This is a genomic window from Chromobacterium alkanivorans, from assembly GCF_016937655.1.
Classification (GTDB): domain Bacteria; phylum Pseudomonadota; class Gammaproteobacteria; order Burkholderiales; family Chromobacteriaceae; genus Chromobacterium; species Chromobacterium alkanivorans.
Map to the genome: position 1 here is coordinate 1 of NZ_JAFHKL010000012.1, position 18,151 is coordinate 18,151.

General features: G+C 63.1%; 19 protein-coding genes. 8 read left to right on the plus strand and 11 right to left on the minus strand.

Annotation, left to right across the window (positions count from 1 at the left end):
• Nucleotides 1-204: 204 nt before the first annotated feature.
• From JW897_RS19130 to JW897_RS19180, 11 genes are all read right to left on the minus strand, one after another.
• On the minus strand, nucleotides 205-750 hold the full coding sequence (locus JW897_RS19130) for a glutathione peroxidase (protein WP_205467301.1): 546 nt from the start codon (nucleotides 748-750) through the stop codon (nucleotides 205-207).
• A 108-nt stretch (nucleotides 751-858) separates the two neighbouring features.
• On the minus strand, nucleotides 859-1,221 hold the full coding sequence (gene trxA / locus JW897_RS19135; protein WP_048413470.1) for a thioredoxin: 363 nt from the start codon (nucleotides 1,219-1,221) through the stop codon (nucleotides 859-861).
• A gap of 137 nt (nucleotides 1,222-1,358) precedes the next feature.
• The gene (gene gltS / locus JW897_RS19140; RefSeq protein ID WP_048413469.1) at nucleotides 1,359-2,561 is read right to left on the minus strand and encodes a sodium/glutamate symporter; all 1,203 of its coding nucleotides are present in this window, start codon (nucleotides 2,559-2,561) and stop codon (nucleotides 1,359-1,361) included.
• A 148-nt stretch (nucleotides 2,562-2,709) separates the two neighbouring features.
• Nucleotides 2,710-3,654 (minus strand): class I SAM-dependent methyltransferase, encoded by a 945-nt coding sequence (locus JW897_RS19145; RefSeq protein ID WP_205467302.1) that lies wholly within the window; start codon nucleotides 3,652-3,654, stop codon nucleotides 2,710-2,712.
• 96 nt (nucleotides 3,655-3,750) lie between these two features.
• On the minus strand, nucleotides 3,751-4,275 hold the full coding sequence (gene coaD, locus JW897_RS19150; RefSeq protein ID WP_048413467.1) for a pantetheine-phosphate adenylyltransferase: 525 nt from the start codon (nucleotides 4,273-4,275) through the stop codon (nucleotides 3,751-3,753).
• A 181-nt stretch (nucleotides 4,276-4,456) separates the two neighbouring features.
• The gene (locus JW897_RS19155) at nucleotides 4,457-5,428 is read right to left on the minus strand and encodes a peptide ABC transporter ATP-binding protein (protein ID WP_205467303.1); all 972 of its coding nucleotides are present in this window, start codon (nucleotides 5,426-5,428) and stop codon (nucleotides 4,457-4,459) included.
• On the minus strand, nucleotides 5,425-6,399 hold the full coding sequence (locus JW897_RS19160; RefSeq protein ID WP_048413475.1) for an ABC transporter ATP-binding protein: 975 nt from the start codon (nucleotides 6,397-6,399) through the stop codon (nucleotides 5,425-5,427). Before JW897_RS19160 ends, JW897_RS19155 begins: the two co-directional genes overlap by 4 nt.
• Before the next feature lie 10 nt (nucleotides 6,400-6,409).
• Complete coding sequence (locus JW897_RS19165) at nucleotides 6,410-7,324, minus strand: ABC transporter permease subunit (RefSeq protein ID WP_048413465.1); 915 nt, start codon at nucleotides 7,322-7,324, stop codon at nucleotides 6,410-6,412.
• Between the two features lie 18 nt (nucleotides 7,325-7,342).
• Complete coding sequence (locus tag JW897_RS19170) at nucleotides 7,343-8,371, minus strand: ABC transporter permease subunit (RefSeq protein ID WP_048413464.1); 1,029 nt, start codon at nucleotides 8,369-8,371, stop codon at nucleotides 7,343-7,345.
• A gap of 555 nt (nucleotides 8,372-8,926) precedes the next feature.
• A complete protein-coding gene (locus JW897_RS19175; protein ID WP_048413463.1) occupies nucleotides 8,927-10,525 on the minus strand; it encodes an ABC transporter substrate-binding protein in 1,599 nt (532 codons plus the stop codon).
• A gap of 160 nt (nucleotides 10,526-10,685) precedes the next feature.
• A complete protein-coding gene (locus JW897_RS19180) occupies nucleotides 10,686-11,807 on the minus strand; it encodes a beta-ketoacyl-ACP synthase III (RefSeq protein WP_048413462.1) in 1,122 nt (373 codons plus the stop codon).
• 429 nt (nucleotides 11,808-12,236) lie between these two features.
• On the opposite strand from JW897_RS19180, the gene iscR reads away from it, so the two are divergent.
• The 8 genes from iscR to iscX all read left to right on the plus strand — a co-directional run bounded on the left by iscR (nucleotide 12,237) and on the right by iscX (nucleotide 18,024).
• Nucleotides 12,237-12,716, plus strand: coding sequence for a Fe-S cluster assembly transcriptional regulator IscR (iscR, locus tag JW897_RS19185; RefSeq protein ID WP_019102781.1), 480 nt, complete (start codon nucleotides 12,237-12,239; stop codon nucleotides 12,714-12,716).
• A gap of 31 nt (nucleotides 12,717-12,747) precedes the next feature.
• Nucleotides 12,748-13,965 (plus strand): IscS subfamily cysteine desulfurase, encoded by a 1,218-nt coding sequence (locus JW897_RS19190; RefSeq protein WP_019102782.1) that lies wholly within the window; start codon nucleotides 12,748-12,750, stop codon nucleotides 13,963-13,965.
• 61 nt (nucleotides 13,966-14,026) lie between these two features.
• The gene (iscU, locus tag JW897_RS19195) at nucleotides 14,027-14,410 is read left to right on the plus strand and encodes a Fe-S cluster assembly scaffold IscU (RefSeq protein WP_048413461.1); all 384 of its coding nucleotides are present in this window, start codon (nucleotides 14,027-14,029) and stop codon (nucleotides 14,408-14,410) included.
• Between the two features lie 16 nt (nucleotides 14,411-14,426).
• Nucleotides 14,427-14,750, plus strand: coding sequence for an iron-sulfur cluster assembly protein IscA (iscA, locus tag JW897_RS19200; RefSeq protein ID WP_048413460.1), 324 nt, complete (start codon nucleotides 14,427-14,429; stop codon nucleotides 14,748-14,750).
• A 75-nt stretch (nucleotides 14,751-14,825) separates the two neighbouring features.
• Nucleotides 14,826-15,359 (plus strand): Fe-S protein assembly co-chaperone HscB, encoded by a 534-nt coding sequence (hscB, locus tag JW897_RS19205; RefSeq protein WP_048413459.1) that lies wholly within the window; start codon nucleotides 14,826-14,828, stop codon nucleotides 15,357-15,359.
• Between the two features lie 109 nt (nucleotides 15,360-15,468).
• A complete protein-coding gene (hscA, locus tag JW897_RS19210) occupies nucleotides 15,469-17,331 on the plus strand; it encodes a Fe-S protein assembly chaperone HscA (protein WP_048413458.1) in 1,863 nt (620 codons plus the stop codon).
• A gap of 10 nt (nucleotides 17,332-17,341) precedes the next feature.
• Nucleotides 17,342-17,683: an ISC system 2Fe-2S type ferredoxin gene (gene fdx / locus JW897_RS19215; RefSeq protein ID WP_048413457.1), complete on the plus strand. Its 342-nt coding sequence runs from the start codon at nucleotides 17,342-17,344 to the stop codon at nucleotides 17,681-17,683.
• 146 nt (nucleotides 17,684-17,829) lie between these two features.
• Complete coding sequence (gene iscX, locus JW897_RS19220) at nucleotides 17,830-18,024, plus strand: Fe-S cluster assembly protein IscX (RefSeq protein ID WP_048413456.1); 195 nt, start codon at nucleotides 17,830-17,832, stop codon at nucleotides 18,022-18,024.
• Nucleotides 18,025-18,151 lie beyond the last annotated feature (127 nt).

The following is an 18,151-nucleotide window of genomic DNA, read 5'->3' on the forward strand; positions in this document are numbered from 1 at the left end:
GAGGCGAACTATACGTCACGACCCCACACCCGTCAACACCTTTTGCGACAAAAACCTCAACAAAAGCGGGCCAGGCCGGGCAAGCCATTGATGCGGCAGAGGATATCCGGACGGGGTATTTGCCCGCACCCGCTACCCGCCCCGCGAAACCATGAAAAACGGGCCGGCGAAACGCCGGCCCGCAGCGGGATGCGCGCAAATCTTCTAGTTTTTCACGCTCTCCGCCGGCTTTAGATAAGGCAGGAAGGCGTTGACCACTTCCGGATCGTCCGGCTTGGTGCGCGTGCCTATGCTGACGACCTTGCTCGCCCCCGGCAGGATCAGATACTTGTGGAAGTTCCATACCGGCGCGTCGTCGGTGGCCTTGATCAAGGCCTTGAAGAACGGTTGTGCGTCAGCGCCGCGCACATGCCCTTTTCCCGCCATAGGGAAAGTCACCCCGTAATTGGCCTCGCAGAACGCGCCGATCTCTTTATCGCTGTCCAGTTCCTGAAAGAAGTCGTTGCTGGGGAAGCCGACCACCATCAGACCGCGTTGTCCGTAAGTCTGGTACAACGATTGCAGTTGCTTGAACTGCGGCGTGAAGCCGCAATGGCTGGCGGTGTTGACCACCAGCAGCGGTCGATCCGCGTATTGACATAGATTGATCTGACCGCCCATCAAGCCCGGCACGGTGTAGTTCAACAAAGCCGGGCAGGCCGCCATCGCCGCCTGGCCGCAAAAAATCAGCATTGCGCCCCATCGTTTCATTCGCCTCTCCTCCGCTGCGCCGTCTATTGATGCCAGACAAAATGATAAGGCAACGCTCAAAGCATTGCCTTATCTATTGTCTCGACCGCCATGCGTCGGCGTCTGCTGTCATTCCTGCTGGCTGGCGATGTCGGCGCGCACCTTGTCCATGTCCAGTTCACGCAGGCCCTGGATCAGTTGCTCGAACTGAGCCGCCATCATCGCGCCGGCCTGGTTGAACACCATGATGCCGTCCTTGATGGCGATCAAGGTGGGAATGGAACGGATATTGAAGTGGGCGGCCAGGTCGCGCTCGTCTTCGGTGTTGATCTTGCCGAACACGATGTCGGCGTGCTTTTCCGACGCGGCTTCGAACGTGGGGCCGAACATCTTGCACGGGCCGCACCACGGTGCCCAGAAATCGAGGATGACCAAGCCTTCCTCTTTCATATGGGTGTTGAAGTTGTCGGCGTTGAGGTTGAGGTAAGCCATGTGGATGTCTTTCGCTGTCTGAAGCGCCCGCCAACGGCGGGCTGTTGCAGCAAAGATAGGTACGCGGCCACGGCATTGCAAGACTGTCGCCTGGTTGAATTTATCAATCCAGGCGATAGCCGCCGTCGCCGCGAGGCTTAGCCGATGAAGGGCAGCGCGAGGTAGAGCTTGATCACAATGGCGTTGACGATGTCGATGAAGAAGGCGCCGACCATGGGCACGACCAGGAAGGCCAGATGCGAGGGGCCGAAGCGTTCGGTCACCGCCTGCATATTGGCGATGGCGGTGGGCGTGGCGCCCAGGCCGAAGCCGCAGTGGCCGGCGGCCAGCACCGCCGCGTCGTAATTGCGCCCCATCACCCGGAAGGTGATGAAGATCGCGTACATCGCCATCGCCGCGGTCTGGGCCAGCAGCAGCACGAAGATGGGCAGCGCCAGCGCGGCCAGGTCCCACAAGCGCAAGGACATCAAAGCCAGCGCCAGGAACAGCGACAGGCTGACGTTGCCCAGCACCGACACTTCGCGCTCGAAGATTTGATACCAGCCCAAGGCCGCCAAACCGTTGCTGATCAGCACGCCGACGAACAGCACGCAGACGAAGGTGGGCAGCTCCAGCGGCGTGCCTTTGAGCAGGCCGCCGAGGAAGGTGCCGCCCAGCAGGCAGACGGCGATCAGCGCCAGCGTCTCGATGAAGGAGTGCGGCGTGATCAGACGCTGGGCGTCCGGCTGTTCAAAGGCCAGCGGCGGATCGTCGGCGTTGTGCTCGGCGCCGGGAGTCTTGACTTTCTTGACCAGGAAGCGCGCCACCGGGCCGCCGATCAGGCCGCCCAGCACCAGGCCGAAGGTGGCGCAAGCCAGCGCCAGTTCCGACGCCGAGGCCAGGCCGTATTTGGAGGCGAAGGTGCCGCCCCAGGCGGCGCCGGTGCCGTGGCCGCCGGACAAGGTGATGGAGCCCGCCAGCAGGCCCATCAGCGGATCCAGGCCCAGCAGGCTGGCCAGGGCGATGCCCAAGGTGTTCTGCACCAGCAGCAGGCCGACTACCACCGCCAGGAAGACGCCGACGGTCTTGCCGCCCTGGCGCAGGCTTTTCAAATTGGCGTTGAGGCCGATGGAGGCGAAGAAGGCCAGCATCAGCGGGGTTTGCAGCGAGGCGTCGAAGCGGACTTCGCTGCCGGTGATTTGGCGGAACAGCAGCAGCAAGGCGGCGATCAGCAGGCCGCCGACCACCGGCTCGGGGATGTTGTAGGTGCGCAGCGCGCCGACATGCGCCACCAGTTTGCGCCCGAGCAGCAAAACCAGCGACGCGGCCACCAGGGTGCCGTAGAAATCGAGTTGGATCATCGAGTCTCCTATTGTTTGATGAGCGAAGGCGCGCTTGATTCAGACTAGCAGCTGTCGGAATGTTGTCGCGCCATGCAATACGATAGGAAACCCGGCGATAAAGTTCGGCCTCTAATTAACCGAAGCCTTATATAGAAGACGCAGACCGCTAGCCGCGGCGGATCTGCCAACACTGATGGATGGCGCGGTTGCGGAAGTCTTCCGGCACCGATTGCGCGCTGATGTCGCGGATCTGGTAATCGTCGGCCAGTCTCTCGTCCAGCGTGAAGCTGCGCAGATTATTGGAGAAGTACAGGGTGCCGCCCGGCGCCAGCAACGCCATCGCGTAGTCGATCAGCCAGACGTGGTCGCGCTGCACGTCCAGGATGTCGCGCATCTTCTTGGAGTTGGAGAAGGTGGGCGGGTCCATCACGATCAGGTCGAACTGCTTGCCCGCGTCCACCGCCTCTTCCAGATACTGGAACACGTCGGCGCGCACCAGCTGGTGCTTGCCGAGATCCAGACCGTTCAGCTCGAAATTGCGGCGCGACCAGTCCTGATAGGTATTGGACATGTCCACGGTCTCGGAGCTGATCGCGCCGCCGCAGGCGGCGTAGACGGTGAAGCTGCCGGTGTAGGCGAACAGATTGAGGAAGCGCTTGCCGGCCGCCTCCTCCCGCACCCGCTTGCGGGTGTTGCGGTGATCGAGGAACAGGCCGGTGTCCAGATAGGCGTCCAGATTGACGATGAAGCGCTGGCCGAACTCGTTGATGACGAAGTCGTCGCCCGACTGCCCCGCTTTCTCGTACTGGCTGACGCCCTTCTGCCGGCGACGGTTCTTCAGCGTCACCGCGGCGGGGGCGACGCCGGTCACAGCGCACAGGCTGTCCACCACCGCGTTGATCCAGTCGCGGTAGGCGTCGTCCTCCATCTCCCAACCGGTGTCGTACTCCTGCAGATGGACGCGCTCGCCGTACATGTCCACCGCGAACGGGAACTGCGGCACGTCCTTGTCGTAAACGCGCCAGGCGTCCAGGCCTTGGCGACGCGCCCATTTGGCTTGGTGCTTGAAATTCTTGGCCAGGCGATTGGCGAATGGGCTGACGTCCAGCATGAGTCCTCGATATTGGCGATAGGCAAAACACAAAACAAACGCGCCGCTGACTGCAGGCGGCGCGCGAACGGATGTCCAATTCTATTACAGCCGCGGCTATTCGGACGAATACATCTCGATCAGCTTGCGGTAGACCGGCTCCGGCAGGTATTGGCGGATCACGCTTTCCCAGCCGCGCGGCCCCACCAGGCCCTTGACCATCGTCGACGACACTTCGGCGTATTCGCGCGGCGGCAGCAGGAAGATAGTGGTGATGTCCGGATGCAGATCGGAATTGATGTAGCGCATGGTGCGCTCGTATTCGTAATCGCTGGCGGTGCGGATGCCGCGGATGATGTAGTTGGCGCCTATGCTTTGCGCGTAGTTGACCAGAAACTGGTTCTCGAACACATCCACCCGCAGCTTGCTGAAGCCGCCGGTGACGTCGCGCAGCAAAGCCACTCGTTCTTCGACACTGAAGGTACAGTGTTTTTCCGGGTTCACTCCGACCGCTACGATCAATTCGTCAAACAGTTCCACCGCTTCGCGAATCATCCATAGGTGACCGTTGGTCACCGGGTCGAAGCTGCCCGCGTACACGGCTCGCTTCAATTCTCGTTTTCCTTTGACTGTGTGTGCCATGGCGAATGTATCGTGGTCGTTGGGGGCGGGTAAAGCAATTTTTGTGCATTGCGCAAAATGTTTCGCTTCCACCTGGACTATCCGCGGCAGAATCTGTCCATTTCACTCATTATCGGCAATGCGCCGCCAAAAAAAAGCGGGCCGCGCATGGCGGCCCCGCTGACGATAGAACAATACGCGCTCAGACGTTGATGTCTTCGGCGCGATGGCAGGCGATCATGCGCTGGTCCAGCTCGCGCAACTCAGGCACCTCCTCCGCGCACCGCTGGTTCGCGTGCGGGCAGCGCTTGTGGAAGGCGCAGCCGGACGGCGGCTTCAAGGGGCTGGGCAATTCGCCCTCGATCTTGATCTTGATGCGGCGCTGCTCCGGATGGATGGACGGCGTCGCCGACAACAAGGCCTGGGTGTAAGGGTGCAGCGGCCGCTCGTAGACGCGGTTCTTTTCCCCCACTTCCACCGCCCGCCCCAGATACATCACCATCAGATCGTCGGCCACATGCTCGACCACCGACAGATTATGGGAGATGAACACATAGGCGGTCTTGAACTCGTCCTGCAAATCCATGAACAGATTGAGCACCTGCGCCTGAATCGACACGTCCAGCGCCGAGGTGGGCTCGTCCGCCACCACGATCTTGGGGTTCAGCATCATTGCGCGGGCGATGGCGATGCGCTGACGCTGTCCGCCGGAGAACATGTGCGGATAGCGGAAGAAGTGTTCCGGCCGCAGGCCGACCCGCTGCATCATGCCGCGCACCTTGTCTTCGCGCTCCTTGGAGCTCAGCGAGGTATTGATCTGCAGGGGCTCGGCCAGCTGGCTGCCGATTTTCTGACGCGGGTTCAGCGAGGCATAGGGGTTCTGGAACACCATCTGCACCTTGGTGCGCATCGCTTTCAATTCGGCCTTGCCGGCCTGGGCCGCGTCCTGGCCGTCCAGCAGCAGCGAGCCGGAGGTCGGCGCTTCGATCAGCGTCAGCTGCCGCGCCAGCGTGCTCTTGCCGCAGCCGGACTCGCCCACCACCGCCAGCGTCTTGCCGGCCTGCAGTTCGAAAGAGACGCCGTTGAGCGCCTTGACCTGCGCCGAGGGCTTGAGGAAGCCCTGCGACACGTCGTAGTAGCGGGTCAGATCCCGCGCTTGCAATACGGTGCTCATTTCGCCTCCTTGTCCAGCAACGGGTAGTGGCAGCGCACGGCGCCGCCCTCCACCGGGGTCAGGCCCGGACGCTGGGTCCGGCAGTTGTCCTTGACATAGGGACAACGCGGCGACAACAGGCAGCCGCTGGGGCGGTCGTACTGCCCCGGCACGATGCCGGGCAAGGTGTTCAGGCGATGCGCGCCTTTGCTGTGTTCCGGAATCGACGACAACAGCGCTTCGGTGTACGGATGGGTCGGATGGTTGAACACTCCGGGCACCGCGCCCATTTCCGCCACCTGGCCGGCGTACATCACCGCCAGCCGGTGCGCCACCTCGGCCACCACCGCCAGATCGTGGGTGATCATGATCAGCGCCATGTTCTGGCTTTTCTGCAGGCTGACCAGCAGTTCCATGATCTGGGCCTGTATGGTCACGTCCAGAGCCGTGGTCGGCTCGTCGGCGATCAGGAGCTTGGGGCTACAGGCGATGGCCATCGCGATCACCACGCGCTGGCTCATGCCGCCGGACAGCTGGTGCGGGTAGGCGTTCAGTCTCGAGGCCGGCGCCGGGATCTCCACCAGTTCCATCAATTCCAGCGCGCGCCGCTTCAGCGCCGCTCCGCGCAGGCCCTGATGCAGCTTCAGCACTTCCATGATCTGGTAGCCGACGGTGTAGCTGGGGTTCAGCGAGGTCATCGGGTCCTGGAAGATCATCGCGATGTCCTTGCCGACGATCTTGCGGCGTTCGCGCGCGGAGATGGTCAGCAGGTTCTTGCCGTCGAAGCTCAGTTCGTCGGCCACGATGCGGCCCTGGCCTTCCAGCAGCCCCATCATCGCCATCATGGTCACCGACTTGCCGGAACCGGATTCGCCGACGATGCCGACGATCTCGCCCTGATTCACCGTCAGGTCCAGCCCTTCCACCGCGCGGAAGGGATTCTTTTCCGAACCGAACTCCACCGAGAGGTTCTTGATTTGCAGCAAACTCATTTCCATCCCCTCACGCCGCGCGCTTCAGTTTCGGGTCCAGCGCGTCGCGCAGGCCGTCGCCCATCAAATTGATGGCGAGCACCGACAACAAAATGGTCAGGCCGGGCAGCGTCACCACCCACCAGGCGCTTTCAATGTAATCGCGGGCCGAGGCCAGCATGGTGCCCCACTCCGGGGTCGGCGGCTGCACGCCCAGGCCGAGAAAGCCCAGCGCGGCGATTTCCAGGATGGCCGAGGAGAAGCTCATCGTCGCGTGCACGATCAGCGGCGCCATGCAGTTGGGCAGCACGGTGACGAACATCAGCCGCGGCAGGCCGGCGCCGGCCACGCGCGAGGCGGTGACGTAGTCGCGGTTCAGTTCGGTCATCGCCGACGCGCGGGTCAGCCGCACGTAGGCGGGCAAGGACACGGTGGCGATGGCGATCATCGCGTTGACCAGGCCGGGCCCGAGGATGGCCATGATGGCCACCGCCAACAGCAGCGAGGGCAAGGCCATCATGATGTCCATCAGCCGCATGATCGCGCCGCCGAGCGCCTTGGGAAAGAAGGCGGCCAACAGGCCGAGCACCACGCCCGGCAGCAAGGCCATCAGCACCGAGCACAGGCCGATGAACAAGGACAGCCGCGCGCCGTGGATCAAGCGAGACAGGATGTCGCGGCCCAGTTCGTCGGTGCCGAACAGGAACTGCATCGAACCGCCGTCCACCCAGGCCGGCGGGGTCAGCAGATGGTCGCGGTATTGCTCGATCGGGCTATAGGGCGCCACCAGCGGCGCCAGCAGCGCACAGGAGGTGACGATCAGCATGAAGATCAGGCCGGCCACCGCGCCCTTGTTGTGGGAAAAGCCCTGCCAGAATTCCTTCAGCGGCGAGGGATAGGTCAGCGCCAGGTCCGGGCCGGCGTTGACTTGCGTAGTCTGAGTCATAAGTCCACCTACTGGCTGTTACTTGGCGTGACGGATGCGCGGATTGGCGATGCCGTACAGGATGTCGACGATGAAGTTGGTGACGATCACCAGCGTCGCCACCATCAGGATGCCGTTCTGCACCACCGGATAGTCGCGGCGGCTGATGGCGTCGATCAGCCATTTGCCTATGCCCGGCCAGGAGAAGATGGTTTCGGTCAGCACCGCGCCGCCCATCAGCGTGCCCACTTGCAGGCCGATCACGGTCAGCACCGGGATCAGCGCGTTGCGCAGGGTGTGGATGAAGATCACCCGCACCGGCGACAAGCCCTTGGCGCGCGCGGTGCGCACATAGTCCTCGCGCAGCACTTCCAGCATCGACGAGCGCGTCATCCGCGCGATCACCGCCAGCGGAATGGTGCCCAGCACGATGGCCGGCAGGATCAGATGCATCAGCGCGTTCTTGAAGGCGCCGGCGTTCACTTCCGGATCGGCGGCTTCCGCCATCCAGGAATCGATCAGCATGAAGCCGGTGTGCGGCGCGATGTCGAAGGTCAGATCGACGCGGCCGGACACCGGGGTCCAGCCCAGCTTGACCGAGAAGAACATGATCAGGATCAGGCCCCACCAGAAGATGGGCATGGAGAAACCGGTCAGCGAAATGCCCATCACGCCGTGATCGAACAGCGAGCCGCGCTTGATGGCGGCGATGACGCCGGCCAGCAGGCCCAGCACGGTGGCGAAGATCAAGGCGGAAACCGCCAGCTCCAGCGTGGCGGGGAACAGGGTCTTGAACTCGGTCCAGACCCCGGTCTTGGTAACCAGGGACTCGCCCAGGTCGCCGTGGAGCAGATTGAGCACGTAGTCGAAGTACTGAGCGTACAACGGCTTGTCCAGACCCAGGCGATGCAAGGCTTCGGCGTGCATTTGCGGATCAAGCGCGCGCTCGCCCACCATCACTTCCACCGGGTCGCCCGGAATCATGCGGATCAGGCCGAAGGTCAGCAGCGTGATGCCGAAGAAGGTTGGCACCAATAAGCCCAACCTTCGCAGAATAAAGGAAAACATGAGAACTTCTCCCTTGCGCCGGCCCCGCTGGGCGACTGGGCGCAATACTCAACTAGAGACCCAGAGCGACGACGCCTTGCATGGCAAACGGCGAGCGACGGCTCTAATGCGTTTTGGGGAGACGTTACCGGAATAGAACGGAGAAGAAGCTAGGAAAACAGCAAGAAGAGCGCCGGAGCGATGGCATGCAACTGAACCACCCACCCACATCAGCTGCGCCACCGCTACGGCAAGTGCAAGATAGCACCCCTCGCCGCAGACAAGCTTGACCCAGGTCAAGCCGGACGCACAGCCTCTCCACGCTGTGACTGACTACCCTCTGAAAACCACCCAGTAGACGTTCCGCCGCCATTGGGCCCGCCGCCTCTGCGTGCGGCTGGAAACCCAAGGCTTAGAGTAGCCGACAAAACCCCGCGCCGCGTCCTGGGCGAGTCCGCGCCGGCGGCGATCGCGCGGCGAGGAAACCCGTCCGTACCCGGGATTTCGTCAGCTCTTTTTAGTCAAAGCCCCGGGAGCCAGACCCCCGGTGCCGATTTGTTTTTATTGGATTCAGGCTTACTTGACGCTGACGCCGTAGAAGGAGTTCAGGCCGAAGGGGCTGACCTTGAAGCCCTGCACCGATTTCAGCATCGGCTGATTGACGGTGGAGTGGGCGATGGTGGTCATCGGCACTTGCTGTTTGACGATCTCCTGAGCCTTCATATAGAGCTTGGTGCGCTCGGCCACGTTGGCGGTGCGCTTGCCCTTCTGGATCAGGTCTTCGAACGGCTTGTAGCACCACTTGGAGAAGTTGTTGCCGTTCATCGCGTCGCAACCGAACAGCACGCCCAGCCAGTTGTCCGGGTCGCCGTTGTCGCCGGTCCAGCCGATCAGCATGGAGTCATGCTCGCCGGCCTTGGCGCGCTTGATGTACTCGCCCCACTCGTAGGAGGTGATCTTGGCCTTGACGCCGATCTTGGCCCAGTCGGACTGCACCATTTCCGCCATCAGTTTGGCGTTGGGGTTGTACGGACGCTGCACCGGCATCGCCCACAGGCTCAGTTCGAAGCCGTTGGGATAGCCGGCCTTGGCCAGCAAGGCCTTGGCCTTGGCCGCGTCGTAAGGCGCGTCTTTCAGGCTCTTGTTGTACGACCACTGGGTCGGCGGCATCGGGTTGGTGGCCGGCTGGCCGGCGCCCTGGTACACCGCGTCGATGATGGCTTTCTTGTTGATCGCCATGTCCAGCGCCTGACGCACTTCCAACTTCTCCAGCGGCTTGTGCTTGACGTTGTAGGCCAGGTAGCCCAGGTTGAAGCCCGGCTGCGCGGTCACCGACAGCTTGGGATCGGCCTTCATCGCGGCCAGGTCGGTCGGACGCGGGTTGACGGTGATCTGGCACTCGCCGGCCTTCAGCTTCTGATAGCGCACCGAGGCGTCGGTGGTGATGGCGAACACCAGGTTGTCCACTTTCGGGCCGTCGGCCTTGTTCCAGTATTCCTTGTTGGCGGCGAAGCGGATCTGCGCGTCTTTCTGATAGCGCTTGAAGATGAACGGGCCGGTGCCCACCGGCTGCTGATTGATCAGCTGCGGCTTGCCGGCCTTGAGCAGCTTGTCCGCGTACTCGGCAGACTGCACCGAGGCGAAGCTCATCGCCAGGTTCTGCAAGAAGGCCGCGTCCAGGCTCTTCAAGGTGAACTTGACGGTGTTGGCGTCGATCTTCTCCACCTTGACGATATTGGTGTCCAGGCCCATGTCGGTGAAGTACGGGAACTCGGTCGGATACGCCTTGCGGAACGGGTGGTTCTTGTCGACCATGCGGCTGAAGGTGAACACCACGTCGTCGGCGTTGAATTCGCGGGTCGGCTTGAAGTAGTCGGTGGTCTGGAACTTCACGCCCTTGCGCAGGTGGAAGGTGTAGCTCAGGCCGTCGGCGGCCACGTCCCACTTCTCAGCCAACGCCGGCACCACCTTGGTGCCGCCGCGCTGGAATTGCACCAGGCGGTTGAATACGGTTTCGGCGGAAGCGTCGAAATCGGTGCCGGTGGTGTATTGGCCGGGGTCGAAGCCGGCCGGGCTGCCTTCAGAGCAGTACACCAGGGTGCCGGCGGCCTGGGCGGCCATCGCGGTCCCGGCGATCAGGCCGGCTGCCAGCAGCGCTTTCTTGACAGTTTGCATCTTATTTCCTTTCCCTTGTACAGACTCATCGGTCTTTCTTGTCAGCGGGATCCAAGCCCGCCATGGGGGGATACATTATGCAGAGAGGACGCTTTTGACAAGCGTCCTCTGCTTTTTTCTGCCAAGGGCCCTTCGCGCTAGGACTATTTTTTCCGGCTTATCAGATTTTCCTCAGCACAACGCTGCCCACCGAATAGCCCGCGCCGAAAGATGAAATGACGCCAACATCCCCGCTACGCAAGTCATCGGAATGCAGATGGAATGCAATCACGGACCCGGCGGAACTGGTGTTGGCGTAACGGTCCAGAATCACCGGCGCCTCCTGGTCGCCGGCCTCGCGGCCCAACACGCGCCGGGAGATCAGCTGGTTCATCGCCAGATTGGCCTGGTGCAGCCAGAAGCGCGCCACTTCGGCCGGCGCGATGCCCAGGCTCTCCAGATGCGCGGCGATGTGATCGCCCACCATCGGGCAGACTTCCTTGAACACCTTGCGGCCCTGCTGCACGAAGAGCTTGTCCGCCTGGCCGATTCCCGCCTCGTCGCAACGATTGAGAAAACCGAAGTTGTTGCGGATATTGTTGGAGAACACCGTGGCCAGCTTGCTGCCCAGCACCTCGTAGCGCTGCGCCGAGCTCGCCGCCTCGGCCCGCTCCAGCACCACCGCGGTGCAGGCGTCGCCAAAGATGAAGTGGCTGTCGCGGTCGCGGAAATTCAGGTGGGCGGAACAGATTTCCGGGTTCACCATCAGCACCGCGCGCGCCTGGCCGCAGGCGACGGCGTTGACCGCGGTCTGAATGCCGAAGGTGGCGGACGAGCAAGCCACGTTCATGTCGAAGGCGTAGCCCTGGATGCCCAAGGCCTGCTGCACCTCGATGGACACCGCCGGATACGGGCGCTGCATATTGGAGCAGGCGACGATGACCATATCGATGTCCGCCGCGCTGCGGCCGGCGCGTTCCAGCGCCTGGCGCGCGGCGGACACCGCCATTTCGGCCTGAATCGACAGCTCGTCGTTGCCGCGTTCCGGCAAGCGCGGCGCCATCCTGGCCGGATCCAGCACTCCGCTCTTGTCCATCAGGAAACGCTGCTTGATGCCGGAAGCCTTTTCGATGAACTCGGAACTGGACTCGGCCAGCGGCTCCATCTCTCCGGCGGCGATCCGGTCCGCGTGCTGCTGATTGTGAGCGTGTACAAAGGCATTGAAAGCCGCGACCAGTTCCTGGTTGCTGACCGCGTGCGGCGGCGTGAACAAGCCGGTTCCGCTAATGACGACCTTGTGCATGAATTGTCCTTTTAGCCCCCCGTGACCCGGGTAAGTGTAGATTTTTGTTGCGGCGACGACAGTCCTCGCTGCGCCGCCAGGGCGGAAATGCCCGCCCCGTCTCGGCCCGTCCGCGGACGATCCTTATCCGTCGCCGGATTCTACACCAAGCCCTTCATCTGAAAGTAATAAAACCGCAAACGCCGCCCTGGCGCGGCCCGCGGCCCTCCCCGCCCCCGACGCCGCGCGCGCGGACGCTCTTGCCGCGGGGCCGGCGCCGTCGGCAAAACTACCCCTACGCTTAAAAACCGAGTAAAATGATCGGCTTTGCGCAGCCGCATCCTCTTGCCTCCGCCGATAATAGTTGACTAAAACAGTCGGATATTAGGTATAATCGTCTGCATCAGGAATTCATCCTCCTCCAAATACCCACTCTTGGAGACCAGAGACATGCGTTTAACCACCAAAGGCCGTTTTGCCGTCACCGCGATGCTGGATCTGGCGTTGCGCGAGAGCGGCGGCCCGGTCACGCTGGCCGGCATCAGCGAGCGCCAAGGCATCTCGCTCTCCTACCTGGAACAACTCTTCGGCAAGCTGCGGCGCGCCGAACTGGTGGACAGCGTGCGCGGCCCCGGCGGCGGCTACACCCTGGCCAAGGCCCCGATAGACATTTCCGTGGCGGACATCATCACCGCCGTGGACGAACCGGTGGACGCCACCCAGTGCGGCGGCCGCGAGAACTGTCGCGGCAATCAGCGCTGCATGACCCACGATTTGTGGACCAATCTGAACGTCACCATTTTCGACTACCTGTCCAAGGTCAGCCTCGCCAGTCTGGTTGAGCAGCAAAAGACCAAGGAAAACACTGTATTGCAGGATAAGCGCGAATGCAGCGTGGTTCACGCTTCTGCCGCCTCCGGCGCCCTGTGAGGCGCGGACCCATCTTCTGTGGAGAATATAAATGAGCCAGCTCAAGCTTCCGATCTACCTCGACTACTCGGCCACCACGCCGGTAGACCCGCGCGTTGCCGACAAGATGATTCCCTATCTTTACGAAAAGTTCGGCAACCCGGCTTCGCGCAGCCACAGCTTCGGCTGGGACGCGGAGGAAGCGGTGGAGAACGCGCGCGCTGAAGTGGCCAAGCTGATCAACGCCGACTCCAAGGAAATCGTCTGGACCTCCGGCGCCACCGAGTCCGACAACCTGGCGATCAAGGGCGCCGCCCACTTCTACAAGAGCAAGGGCAAGCACCTGATCACGGTCAAGACCGAACACAAGGCGGTGCTGGACACCATGCGCGAGCTGGAGCGCCAGGGCTTCGAAGTGACCTATCTGGGCGTGAAGGACGATGGCCTGCTGGACATCGAAGAATTCAAGGCCGCCATTCGTCCGGACACCATCGTCGCCTCGGTGATGTTCGTCAACAACGAAATCGGCGTGATTCAGGACATCGAGCAGCTGGGCGAGATCTGCCGCGCCAACGGCGTGATCTTCCACGTCGACGCCACCCAGGCCCCGGGCAAAGTGGTCATCGACATGGAAAAGCAGAAAGTGGACCTGCTCAGCCTGTCCGCTCACAAGGTGTACGGCCCCAAGGGCATCGGCGCGCTGTACGTGCGTCGCAAGCCGCGCGTGCGCCTGGAAGCGCAGATGCACGGCGGCGGCCATGAGCGCGGCTTCCGCTCCGGCACCCTGGCCACCCACCAGATCGTCGGCATGGGCGAAGCCTTCCGCATCGCCCGCGAAGAGATGGACAGCGAGCGCGAGCGCATCCGCATGCTGCGCGACCGGCTGTGGAACGGCATCAAGAACATGGAAGAGGTCTACATCAACGGCGACATCGACCAACGCGTGCCGCACAACCTCAACGTCAGCTTCAACTTCGTCGAAGGCGAAAGCCTGATCATGGCGATCAAGGAGCTGGCCGTGTCCAGCGGCTCGGCTTGTACCTCGGCCTCGCTGGAACCGTCCTACGTGCTGCGCGCGCTGGGCCGCAACGACGAAATGGCCCACAGCTCGATCCGCTTCACGCTGGGCCGCTTCACCACCGAGGAGGAAATCGACTTCGCGGTGAATCTGCTAAACCAAAAGATCGGCAAGCTGCGCGAACTGTCTCCGTTGTGGGAAATGTTCAAGGACGGCGTGGATCTGAATTCGGTTCAATGGGCCGCCCACTAAGGGCGACAGCAATATCCAGCGCCGAGCCGGCCCGACCGGCGCGGCGCTGAAGGAGACAATCATGGCATACAGCGACAAGGTAATGGATCACTACGAAAACCCGCGCAACGTGGGCTCTTTCGAAAAAGGCGACGACAGCGTGGGCACCGGCATGGTGGGCGCGCCGGCCTGTGGCGATGTGATGAAGCTGCAAATCAAGGTGGGCGAGGACGGCGTGATTCAGGACGCCAAGTTCAAGACTTACGGCTGCGGCTCCGCCATCGCCTCCTCCTCCCTGGTGACCGAATGGGTCAAGGGCAAATCGCTGGACGAAGCGCTGGAAATCAAGAACACCGCCATCGCCGAAGAACTGGCCTTGCCGCCGGTGAAAATCCACTGCTCCATCCTGGCCGAAGACGCGATCAAGGCCGCGGTCAACGACTACAAGCAAAAGCACGGCAAATAATCAGCGGGGACATATCATGGCTATCACCCTTTCCGAACGCGCCGCGGCTCACGTCAGCGCCTTCATCGCCAAGCGCGGCAAGGGCTTGGGCATTCGTCTGGGCGTCAGAACCTCCGGCTGCTCCGGCATGGCCTACAAGCTGGAGTTCGTCGACGTGGCCAGCGACGAGGACGTGACCTTTGAAAGCCATGGCGTCACCGTGTTCACCGATGCCAAAAGCCTGGCCTACATCGACGGCACCGAACTGGATTACGCCAAGGAAGGCTTGAACGAGGGGTTTCAGTTCAACAACCCCAACGTCAAGAACGAGTGCGGCTGCGGCGAAAGCTTCAACGTCTGACCCCGGCAGGCGGGCGCGCCCCGGCGCCGCCCGCCCGTCGTCCAACTGTACGCTAGGTTTTCCGGCCCCGTCCCTATGAGCACCGATTTCAGCCAAGACTTCTTCTCCCTGTTCAATCTGCCGCGCCGCTTCGCCATCGACGGCCAAGCGCTGGAGCACGCCTGGCGCACCGCCGCGGCCCAGGTCCATCCCGACCGCTACGCCAGCAGCTCCGACGCCGAAAAACGCAGCGCGCTGATGCAGGCCACCCGGGTCAACGAAGCCTATCAAACGCTGAAGTCGCCGCTGAACCGCGCCCGCTACCTGCTGACGCTCGCCGGCGTCGACACCCAGGAAGACACCAACACCCAGATGCCGGCCGCCTTCCTGATGGCGCAGATGGAATGGCGCGAGAGCATAGAAGACGCCCGCGCCGACCGCGAACTCGACCGCCTGGAGGCGCTGTCGCGCCAGCTGCGGGACGAGAGCCGCGCGCATCAAGCGGAGTTGGAACAGGCGCTGGATCAGCGCGCCGACTTGGACGCCGCCGCGCTTCTGGTGCGAAAATTGCGGTTTTTGGAAAAACTGGACCAGGAAATCGGCGATGCCATCGAGGCTTTGCTCGACTGAGCCCTCGGCCGCCGGCCCTTCCCCGTCGTGGGGACCGCGCCCCGGCCCCGCCCTCCGTGTCCGCTTCCGCCGCAGCAGGCGGCTTACCTCGAACTGATTTGAACTGAATATGGCCTTACTGCAAATCGCCGAACCCGGCCTTTCCGCCGCCCCTCACCAACACCGCTTGGCGATCGGCATCGATCTAGGCACCACCAACTCGCTGGTGGCCTCGGTGCGCAGCGGCTCCGCCGCCGTGCTCAAGGACGAGCACGGCCGCAGCCTGCTGCCCTCGGTGGTGCGCTACGCCGACGAAGGCGACGTCAGCGTCGGCTACGAAGCCCAGAAAGAGCAGAACAAGGACCCGCACAACACCATCGTCTCGGTGAAGCGCTTCATGGGCCGCGGTCTGGCGGATCTGCCTGACGTACGCAATCTGCCTTACCGCTTCGTCGACGCGCCCGGCATGCTGCAGCTGGTGACCCGCGGCGGCATCAAGAGCCCGGTGGAAATCTCCGCCGACATTCTGCGCACCCTGAAGCTGCGCGCCGAAACCAGCCTGGGCGGAGAACTGACCGGCGCGGTGATCACGGTGCCGGCCTATTTCGACGACGCCCAGCGCCAGGCCACCAAGGACGCCGCGCGCCTGGCCGGCCTGAACGTGCTGCGCCTGCTGAACGAACCCACCGCCGCCGCCATCGCCTATGGCCTGGACAACGGCAGCGAAGGCATATACGTCGTATACGACCTGGGCGGCGGCACCTTCGACGTTTCCATTCTCAAACTCAGCCGCGGCGTGTTCGAAGTGCTGGCCACCAGCGGCGACTCCGCGCTGGGCGGCGACGACTTCGACCACCGCGTCTACTGCTGGATGCTGGAGCAGGCCGGCCTGTCAGGGCTTGGCGCCCAGGACACCCGGCTGCTGCTGACCCGCGCCCGCGAAGCCAAGGAAGCGCTGACCGAGCACGCGGAGACCCAGATCACCACGCTGCTGTCCGACGGCCAGGCCCTGAATTTGACGCTGGATCAGGACACCTTCCGCGGCATCACCAAGAACCTGGTGGACAAGACCCTGCTGCCGGTGCGCAAGGCGCTGCGCGACGCCGGCATCTCGGCGGACGAGGTCAAGGGCGTGGTGATGGTGGGCGGCGCCACCCGCATGCCGCAGGTGCAAAAAGCTGTCGGCGACTTCTTCCGCCAGGAGCCGCTGACCAATCTGGACCCGGACAAGGTCGTCGCCTTGGGCGCGGCCATCCAGGCCAATGTGCTGGCCGGCAACAAGGGCGACGACGAGTGGCTGCTGCTGGACGTGATCCCGCTGTCGCTGGGCATCGAAACCATGGGCGGCCTGACCGAGAAGATCATTCCGCGCAACAGCACCATCCCGGTGGCGCGCGCCCAGGACTTCACCACCTTCAAGGACGGCCAGACCGCAATGTCCATCCACGTGCTGCAGGGCGAGCGCGAACTGGTGGCCGATTGCCGCTCGCTGGCCAAGTTCACCTTGAGCGGCATTCCGCCCATGGTGGCCGGCGCGGCGCGCATCCGCATCACCTTTCAGGTGGACGCCGACGGCCTGCTGGAAGTCTCCGCCCGCGAACAGACCAGCGGCGTGGAGGCGCGCATCGAGGTCAAGCCCTCCTACGGCCTCAGCGACGAGGAAATCAGCCGCATGCTGACCGAGTCGATGACCCACGTGCATGAAGACATCGAGGCGCGCAAGCTGCGCGAAGCCGTCGTCGACGCCACCAGCCTCAGCGAAGCCTGTCGCGTCGCGCTCGCCAGCGACGGCGACCTGCTGGACGCCGACGAGCGCGCCGCGGTGGACGAGGCGCTGGCCGCCGTGGACGCGGCCATCGCCGCGGCCCAGGTGGCCCGCGAGGTCAACGAGGCCACCGGCCGCCTCAACCGCGCCACCGAAGAATTCGCCTCGCGCCGCATGGACCGCAATATCCGGCGCGCGCTCAAAGGCCACAACATTTCCGATTTGTAAGGATCCGCCAATGCCGCGAATCATCGTACTGCCCCACGCCGACCTCTGCCCGGAAGGCGTGGTCATCGACAACGCCGAACCGGGCCAGAACATCTGCCAGGTGTTGCTGGATCACGACATCGAGATCGAGCACGCCTGCGAGATGTCCTGTGCCTGCACAACCTGCCATTGCATCGTCCGCGAAGGCGGCGACTCCCTGAACGAGGCCGACGAGCTGGAGGAAGACCTGCTGGACAAGGCCTGGGGGCTGGAAGCCCAGTCCCGGCTGTCCTGCCAGGCGATTGTCGCCGATGAGGATTTGGTGATAGACATCCCTCGGTACACGATCAACCACGCCCGCGAACACCACTGAGTTTCTCTTAATCAAGCGCGCCGCCTTTGTCGCCGTCGCCTTGCCGTGCTATAGCACTGTCTGCGGCTAGGCTTCGCGGCGCCGCCGCTCGATAAGAGAAATCAAGCTCAAAGAAACAACAAATCAGGCTCAGGGAGAAACACAAGATGAAATGGACCGACGTGCTGGACATCGCCATCGAACTGGCGGAAACCCACCCGGAAATCGACCCCAAGACCGTGCGCTTCGTTGATCTGCACAACTGGGTGGTCGAGCTGCCGGGTTTCGACGACGACCACAGCCGCGGCGGCGAACGCGTGCTGGAGGCGATCCAGCAAGCCTGGATCGACGAGCTGGAGTAAGCCTCCCGCTCCCCTGTTTCGGCAAGGCCGCGTCCCCTGACGCGGCCTTTTTGCCGCCCGACACCAAAAACCCGCGGCCGCCGCATAGGAAAAACCGGGACGATGGCGGTATCATCGGACAAAGGCT